Origin of the sequence: Mycolicibacter sinensis (assembly GCF_001667945.1) — a bacterium.
Classification (GTDB): Bacteria; Actinomycetota; Actinomycetes; order Mycobacteriales; family Mycobacteriaceae; genus Mycobacterium; species Mycobacterium sinense_B.
In genome coordinates this window covers 1-8771 of sequence record NZ_LZJK01000145.1, presented here as the reverse complement: position 1 = coordinate 8771, position 8771 = coordinate 1, and the positions used below count along the sequence as shown (strand labels likewise).

Genomic DNA, 8771 nt, shown 5'->3' with positions numbered 1-8771 from the left:
AACCCAATCCAACTCATCAGCAGCCGCCACCGGCGCCACCACCACCGGCGCCACCCCAAACGCCAAAAACGCCCCCACCGCACTAGAGGCAGCGGCCACCCGGCGGCGCCGGCGGCCAACCGCGCCAGTGAGACCGCGACGCCCTCTGCCGTGCTGCTTGTCAGTCATGTGGGACTCCCTATTCTGCGACGAACCCATGTCAGTGTTGTTGTCTCGGTTTATGTTTGGCGGTTATCGGCGCCGGCATCTGGGCACCGCTGAAGAAAGGTCTGTTGCCTGTTCGAGCCTTTTCCGGGCGGCACTTCGACGCTGACACCCGCCAGGGGACGTGGCATCATTGGCAAACCCATTGACGACGGCGCTGCCGTCGACGGCATTCCTGGAGGCACTTGTGATGGTTACCGAAACCGGTTCGGTTACAACGGATTCGGTTGCGCTATGACGGCGCGAATGGCACGGCAACGTGTTGATGTGCCCGACGAGGTCTGCGCGGTTCCCGCCCCGCCGCTGCCGGTATTCCCGGAGCCGTACAGCGTGCGCTTCGCCGACCCGGACGGCGATGCCGAGATGATCTCCGAGTGGATGAACCGGCCGCATCTGGCCGAAACCTGGCACTACAACTACCCGGCGGACCAGTGGAGCCAGCACCTGGCCAACCAATTCGCGGGCAACTACTCGCGCCCGTACGTGTGGCTCCTCGATGGGCGACCGTTCGGATACATGGAGCTGTTCCGCGCCGCGCAGGACGAGGTGTCGACCGTCTACGACGCCGACCCCTACGACATCGGATTGCACGGCGCCATGGCCGATCTCGACATGGTCGAGCAGGGACACGGGGCGATCATGTTCCGCGGATTCGTGGAGAGCGTCTTCGAGATCGAACCGCAGTGCCGACGGGTGATCGGCGACACCTTCGCCGGCGAGGGCTCCTACGGGCGCCGGTTCTGGGAGCGGCGCGGCGGGGTGTTCCTCGGCGAGCACTACGTGCCGAAGTGGGACCAGCGCATCGCGCTGTTCGCCTGGCCGAGAACGCCCGACGACGTTCCGGCCTACCGCCAAGAGGCCTGACGCCGGTCGCCAGGGGCGGCGGATCATCATGATCCGCCGCCCTTGCCACCGGCACCACCGGCGCCGCCCTGGCCGGGTGTGGCGTTGTCGGTACCGCTGGCGGCGCCGCCTGCGGAGCCGGTGCCGCCGGGGAGACCGGCCTGGCCGGTGCCGCTCGTGCCGCCTTGACCGCCGGTACCGCCTTGACCGCCAGCACCGCCGGACCATCCGTTCTTGCCGGTGCTCCCGTTTCCGCCGATGCCGCCCTTGCCGCCGTTGCCGCCGTCGCCGCCCTTGCCCACCGCGCCGTCGGCACCGTCAGCGCCCACCGTGCCGCTGCCGTTGCGAACTGCGCCGCCGGCACCGCCCTCGCCGCCGGCGCCTCCGGAGCCGCCGGCCCCGCCGGTGCCGCCGGTCCCGCCGGCACCGGCGGTGTTGCCCTTGGAGCCGGCGCCACCGGTCCCGCCAGTGCCGCCCGCGCCGCCCTTGCCGCCGTCGGCGCCGGCACCGCCCTGGCCGCCGGCACCGCCGTTTCCGGAGATGGTGCCGCTAGCCCCGCCGGCGCCACCCGCTCCGCCGGAACCGCTGGCTTTGCCGGCCGTACCGGCACCGCCCGTGCCGCCAGGCGCCTTGGAGGCGCCGGTGCTACCGGTGCCACCAGCGGTGCCATCCGCACCCTTACCGCCGGCACCGCCCCGGCCGCCACTGCCGCCGTCGCCATTGAGCGCGGCGTCACCGCCCTTGCCGCCAGCACCGCCGGACTGCCCGGTGCCATCCGCGAGCTGCCCGCCGTTGCCGCCGTTGCCGCCGGCGCCGCCGTTGCCGTTGGCGCCGGCCGCCCCGGCGGACCCGCCGGCCGCCTGCGCGGAGTGGTCGGCGTTCCAGCCGCCGGTCCCGGCCGTGCCCGCGGTTCCCGCAGTGCTGGAGCTGTTACCGCCGTTGCCGCCCGATCCCGCGACGGCGTTGGCACCGCCACCGGCACCGTCGCCGCCGCGGCCGCCGTCACCGGCGTTACCGGCGTTACCACCGTTGCCGCCGGCGCCGCCGGCACCGTTGGCGCCCGCGGTGCCATGGGCGGAGCTGCCGCCGAAGCCGCCGTTGCCGCCATTACCGCCAGCCGCGCCGTTGCCGGCTGTGCCGGTGGCGTCGCCGCCGTCGGTGCCGTTGCCGCCGCTGCCCGCGGCCGCGTTGACGCCGGCCGTGCCGTCGGCCGCGTCACCGCCGTGACCGCCGCGGCCGCCCGCGCCCCCGACGCCGCCGGCGCCGCCGTTGCCGGCCTGGCTGCCGCCGGCGCCGCCGTCACCGCCCTGACCGCCGTTACCGCCGATGACGCCGTTGGTGCCGTCCCCGGATGCTTCGGTGATGCCGTCGGCACCTGCCGCGCCCGCGCCACCGTCGCCGCCGCGGCCACCGCTACCGACCGCGCCGGCAGCGCCGGCGTTTCCGCCGTTACCGCCGTGCTGCGCAAAACCGTCACCGAGCATCACGCCGGCGCCGCCCTTACCGCCGTCACCGCCGTTGCCGGTGGCGGCGTTGCCGTCGGCCCCGGACCCGCCGTTGGCCGCGATCAGCCCGTTGCCGCTCACGCCGCCATGGCCGCCGGCACCACCGGTGCCGGCGTAGCCGCCGTTACCGCCGTTACCGCCGTTACCCGCGGTGTGGTCGGTGCCGCCGCCGGCACCCGCGCCACCATTGCCGCCGCGCCCGGCGTCGCCGCCGGCGCCGCCCTGACCACCTTGGCCGCCGGCGCCCGCGCTGCCCTGGGTTCCGTTGGTCGCGGTGCCTCCGAGGGCGCCCGCGCCGCCGTGACCGCCGGCGCCGCCGTTACCGCTGACGCCCGCGTCGCCGCCGTCCTGGCCGTCGCCGCCGCTGCCGGCAACCGCGTTCTGCCCATCGGTCCCTTGCGCGACGCCACCGATGCCGCCGGTACCACCCGCTCCGCCGCGACCGCCAGCGCCACCGTTACCGGCGAGGCTGCCGCCGGCACCGCCGACGCCGCCGTTGCCGCCCATGCCGCCGGTGGCCCCGTCGGTGCCGTTGCCGCTGGCGTCGATGATCCCGTTTGCGCCGGTCGCCCCGGCCCCGCCGTTCCCGCCGGCGCCACCGTCGCCGATCGTTCCGGCCGCGCCGCCCTGGCCACCGTTACCGCCGGCCTGCGACGAGCCGTCCGCGAGCACCTGACCGGTGCCGCCGTTGCCGGCCGCACCGCCGTTGCCACCGGTTCCGCCGGCACCGTCGGAGCCGTGTGCCGCCGGGCCACCCTGACCGATCCCGCCGGCACCTCCGAGGCCGGCCGCTGCGCGGTCACCACCGTGGCCGCCGTCGCCCCCGGAGCCGGCGATGGCGTTGTTGCCGCCGCCCGAGCCGTTGCCACCGGTGCCGCCGTTGCCCGCGTTGCCGGCATTGCCGCCGTTACCGCCGGCCCCTGCGATGCCGTGCGCGGCGTTGCCGCCCGCGCCGCCGGCCGCGCCCGCACCGGCATTGCCGCCGGCGCCGCCGTTGCCGCCGCCGCCACCGCCGGTGCCCACGGCGCCGTTCCCCCCGTTACCGCCACTGCCGCCGTTACCGCCGGTGCCGCCGGCACCGCCGTTGCCGGAGAGGGAGCCGCCGGCCCCGCCGTTGCCGCCCCGGCCGCCGGCGGTGCCCGTACCTCCGTCGGTGCCGTTTCCGTCAGCGCCGGTGACTCCGGCCGCCCCGATAGTTCCGTTGCCGCCGTTGCCGCCCGCGCCGCCGTTGCCGACGTTTCCACCGTCGCCACCGTTGCCGGCTTTGCCGCCCGCTTGGGTCGTTCCGGCTTGCGCGTTGCCACCGTTGCCGCCGGCGCCGCCGTTGCCGCCGTGCGCGGCCGCGGCACCGTCGGTGCCGTCTGCTCGCTGGGTGCCGTCGCCGTTGAGGCCGCCGGTGCCGCCGTTGCCGGCCGCGCCGCTGTTGCCGCCGGTGCCGCCGTTGCCGCCGGATCCGGCCACGCTGTTGACCCCGCCGCCTGCGCCATGGCCACCGCGACCGCCATCGGCGCCGGTTCCGGCGTTCCCGCCGTTGCCGCCGACGGTCCCCAGACCGTTGCTGCCGGCGATGCCGTTGGTGGCGGTGCCACCGGCGCCGCCGTTGCCGCCGTTGCCGCCGTTGCCGCCATTGCCGCCGTTACCGCCGGCGCCACCGTTGCTACCGACGCCGCCGGTGCCGGCCACCGCATCGATGCCGGCCTTGCCCTGGGCACCGTTGCCGCCGTTACCGCCGTTGCCTGCCGCGCCGGCACCGCCGCCAGCGCCGCCGTTACCGGCGATGGAGCCGCCCTTGCCGCCCGCGCCGCCGTCGCCGCCTGATCCGCCGGACTGACCGTCCTGCCCATTGACCTGGCCGAGCGTCGTGCCGTTGGCGCCGTTGCCGCCGACACTGCCGGCCCCGCCGGCGCCACCGGCACCACCGTTGCCGTAGGTGCCGGCGTCACCGCCGGCCCCGCCGTAACCGCCGCTCTGGGGGTTGCCGCTGGCCAGCACCTGGCCGTTGCCGCCACGGCCGCCGGCGCCGCCGTTGCCGCCGGTGGCCGAACCGCCGTTGCCGCCGTTGACGGCCTGGTGGCCGTCACCGCTCAGGCCGCCCTTACCGCCGAGGCCGATCGCGCCCCGGTCGCCGCCGGTGCCACCGTTGCCGCCATGTCCGGCAACGGCATTCGTGCCGCCGCCGGCGCCGTTGGCACCGTTGCCGCCGTTACCGGCGTTGCCCGCCGCGCCGCCCTGGCCGCCGGCCCCACCGGCGCCGGCCGCACCGTCGTTGCCGAGCGTGGCGGTTCCGCCGACACCGCCCTGGCCGCCCTGGCCGCCGTTACCGCCGCTGCCGCCGTCGCCGCCGTAACCACCGTCGGCGCCGGACGCGCCGCTGCCGAAGGCTGCGTTGGTGGCGTGGGCACCGTTTGCGCCGTGACCGCCGCGGCCGCCGACGCCGCCGGCGCCACCCTGGCCGCCGGCACCGGCATCGCCCGATTCGCTGCCGCCGTCACCGCCCTTGCCGCCGTTGCCGCCCGCGCCGCCGGAGCTGCCGCTGGTGCCGCTGCCGCCGTTGCCGTTGGCATCGACCACGCCGTCGACGCCGGCCTGGCCGGCCGAGCCGGTACCGCCATTGCCGCCCGCGCCACCGGTGCCGATCGGACCGGCCGCCCCGCCGTTGCCGCCGTCGCCGCCGGCCTGGGCGGAACCGTCCGCCCGGATCAGGCCCACGCCGCCGTGACCGCCGGCACCGCCGTTGCCGCCGATTGCCGCCGCGCCGGCCGCACCGTCCTCGGCCTGCTCGGTGTGGCTGGCGTTCCAGCCACCGGCACCGGCGCTGGCGCCCGCCTCGCCGCGGACACCGCCCTGGCCGCCGTTGCCACCGGCTCCGGCCGTGGCTCCAGCGCCTCCGCCGGCGCCGTTACCGCCCTGGCCGCCGTTACCGGCGTTGCCCGCGTTGCCCGCGTTGCCGCCGACACCGCCGGCGCCTTCGGCACCCGCCGCGCCGTTGGTGGCGCTGCCGCCGGCACCACCGTCACCACCCTGGCCGCCGCTGCCGCCGGATCCACCGTTGCCGCCGTTGCCGCCGTCGATTCCGTTGGCGCCGCTGCCCGCGACGGCATTGGCGCCGTTGGTTCCGTCGGCGCCGTGACCGCCGTGGCCACCGTCGCCGGCCGCGCCACCGTTACCGCCCGCACCACCGTCGCCGGAGGTCGTGCCGCCGGCGCCACCCGCGCCACCGGCACCGCCGTTGCCACCGTCGGCGCCGTCGGTGCCGTTGCCGTCACCGCCGGTGATGCCGTTCACCGTCGCACCGACGCCACCGTTGCCGCCGGCACCACCGTTGCCGACCGATGCGGCGGCACCGCCGGCGCCGCCGGACCCACCGGCCTGGCCGGTGTTGGTACCGCCGATCAGACCGACGCCCGCACCACCCTGGCCGCCGGCACCGCCGTCGCTGCCGATGCCGGCGTTACCGGCCGCACCCGCGGCGCCGGCCTGCGTGCCGTTGCCGCCCACGCCGGAGACGCCCGCAATGCCGCCGTCGGCGCCGTTACCACCGGCACCGCCCGCGCCCGCGCTGGCGCCACCGCCGCCGCCGAGACCCTTACCGCCCGCGCCGGCCGTTCCCGCGTCGCCACCGCTGCCGGCGTTGCCGCCGGCGCCGCCGGCGCCGTTGTTGGCCACACCGCCGGCGCCACCGGTACCGCCCTGGCCACCGGCCCCGGCAGCGCCGCCGTTGCCACCCGCGGCGTCGGCGACCGTTGCGTCCGCGCCGGCACCACCGGCGCCGCCGTTGCCGCCGTTGCCGGCGTTACCGCCCTTGCCGCCGTCACCGGAGATGGTGCCGCCGGCACCACCGCTGCCACCGTTGCCGCCGGCACCACCGACTGCGCCCGCGGTGCCGTTGCCGTCGCCACCGGTGCTGCCAGCGACGGTCGCACCGATGCCGCCGTTACCACCGGCACCACCGTTACCGATCGATGCCGCGTTGCCGCCGGCGCCGCCGGCGCCACCGGCCTGCCCGGTCACACCGTCGCTGGCCAGACCGAGACCGGCGCCGCCGTCACCACCGGCCGCGCCCGCACTGCTGAGCCCGGCCTGGCCGGCTCCGCCGTCAGCCCCCTGGGAGGCGCCGGCACCGCCAGCCCCGACGCTGCCGGCCGCGCCGCCGTCGGCACCGTTGCCGCCGCTGCCCCCGGCACCGGCCGCGTCCAGGCCGCCGCCGCCAAGTCCGTGACCACCGGCGGCCGCGATGCCGGCAGCACCACCGTTGCCGGCGTCACCACCGGCGCCACCGGTCCCGTGGGCCGCGGTGCCGCCGGCGCCACCGTCGCCGCCCGCGCCACCGGCACCCGCGCTGCCGCCGTTGCCGCCCGCGGCGCCGGCCACCGTGGCATCGTCGGCGGCGCCGCCGTTACCGCCGGCCGCGCCACTGCCGCCGGCACCACCGGCGCCACCATCGCCGGAGTTGGAACCGCCGGCGCCGCCCTGCCCACCGGCACCGCCGGCGCCACCGGTCCCTCCGGTCGTGCCATCGCCGCCGACGGTGCTTCCGTCGGCGCCTCGGGCACCGGCTCCACCGGCTCCACCGGCACCGCCGTTGCCGTCGGTCGCGGCGCTGCCGCCCTGGCCACCGGCACCGCCGGCCTGCCCGGTCAACCCGTCACTGGCCAAGCCGAGACCGGCACCGCCATTACCGCCGGCCGCGCCGTCGCTGCTCAGCCCCGCCTGACCTGCACCGCCGTCGGCACCCTGGCCGATGCCGACTCCGCCGGTACCGACGTTGCCGGCCGCGCCGCCGTCGGCGCCGTTACCACCGCTGCCCCCGGCACCGGCCGCATCCAGACCGCCGCCGCCAAGGCCGTGACCACCGGCGGAGGCCAGCCCGGCTGCGCCACCGTTGCCGGCGTCACCGCCCACACCACCGGTGCCGTGGGCCGCGGTGCCGCCGGCGCCACCGTCGCCGCCCGCGCCACCGGCACCGGCGCTGCCGCCATTACCGCCGGCATCACCCGCCACCGTCGCATCCTCGGCGGCGCCACCGTTACCACCGCGGCCGCCCTGGCCGCCGGCACCGCCGGTGCCGCCGTCGCCGGAGTTCGAACCGCCGGCACCACCTGCACCGCCCGCGCCACCGGCACCGGCCTTGCCACCGGCGGTACCGCTACCGGTGTTGTCGGTGCTGCCGTCCGTGCCGTCCGCGCCGCGACCGCCGGCGCCGCCGGTGCCGCCGTTGCCGTCGGTGGCCGCGTTGCCGCCCTGGCCGCCGGTGCCACCGGCCTGACCGGTGAGGCCATCGCTGGCCACGCCGACACCGTCGCCGCCGGCGCCCCCGGTGCCGCCGGTGCTGCCGGCCCCGACATTGCCCACGGCGCCGGACGCGCCACCATCCGTGCCGGCGCCGGCGTTACCGGCGGAACCGCCATCGGCGCCGTCACCGCCCTGGCCACCGGCACCGGCCGCATCCAAGCCACCGCCGCCGAGCCCGCGGCCACCTGCGGCAGCCTGGCCCGCCGCGCCACCATCGCCCGCGGCGCCGCCGGCACCACCGACGCCGTTCGTGGCGGTACCGCCGGCGCCACCGTCGCCACCGATACCGCCGGCACCGGCGCTACCGCCGTTGCCACCGGTGCCGCCGGCAACGGTCGCGTCGTCCGCCGCGCCGCCGTTACCGCCGGTGCCGCCTACGCCGCCCGCGCCACCGGCGCCGCCGTTGCCCGAGGTGGTGCCGCCCGCACCACCGGTACCGCCGGCCCCACCGGCGCCACCGGTGCCGCCCGCGGTGCCGTCGCCATTGGCATCGGTTTCACCGTGAACCCCGGTGGCGCCTTGGCCGCCGGTGCCGCCGGTGCCGCCGTTGCCGACCGCGCCGGCATCCCCGCCGTCGCCGCCGCGGCCACCGGCCTGCACGGTGCCATCACCGAGGACCTCGCCCTTGCCGCCGGCGCCGCCGTTGCCACCGTTGCCGCCGCCACCGACCGCGCCCGTGGCGCCCGAGGCGGCCTGGGTGGCGCCGCTGAAGCCTCCGGCGCCGCCGGCGCCACCGACACCGGCAACAGCGTCGGTCGCATTACCGCCCCGGCCGCCGGCGCCGGCTGCAGCTTCGGTACCACCGCCGGCACCGGCACCGCCGTTGCCGCCGTTGCCCGCGTTGCCGCCGGCGCCACCGTCGCCACCGATGCCACCGGCACCGTGCGCACCGGCGATGCCGTGCGCCGACGCGCCACCAACACCACC

General features: G+C 78.0%; 2 protein-coding genes and 1 pseudogene. 2 read left to right on the top strand and 1 reads right to left on the bottom strand.

What is annotated here, in order from left to right; all coding sequences use genetic code 11:
- Positions 1 to 450: 450 nt before the first annotated feature.
- Positions 451 to 1068 (top strand): GNAT family N-acetyltransferase, encoded by a 618-nt coding sequence (locus A5694_RS18610; RefSeq protein ID WP_234786580.1) that lies wholly within the window; start codon positions 451 to 453, stop codon positions 1066 to 1068.
- A 26-nt stretch (positions 1069 to 1094) separates the two neighbouring features.
- Here the strand turns inward: A5694_RS18610 and A5694_RS25000 are convergent, their stop codons facing one another.
- Complete coding sequence (locus A5694_RS25000) at positions 1095 to 7553, bottom strand: PE family protein (RefSeq protein WP_207516050.1); 6459 nt, start codon at positions 7551 to 7553, stop codon at positions 1095 to 1097.
- Between A5694_RS25000 and A5694_RS24995 the strand changes: the two are divergent.
- A pseudogene (locus A5694_RS24995) lies at positions 7467 to 8771 on the top strand (hypothetical protein); the annotation flags it as partial. The gene A5694_RS25000 and the pseudogene A5694_RS24995 sit on opposite strands and share 87 nt — an antisense overlap.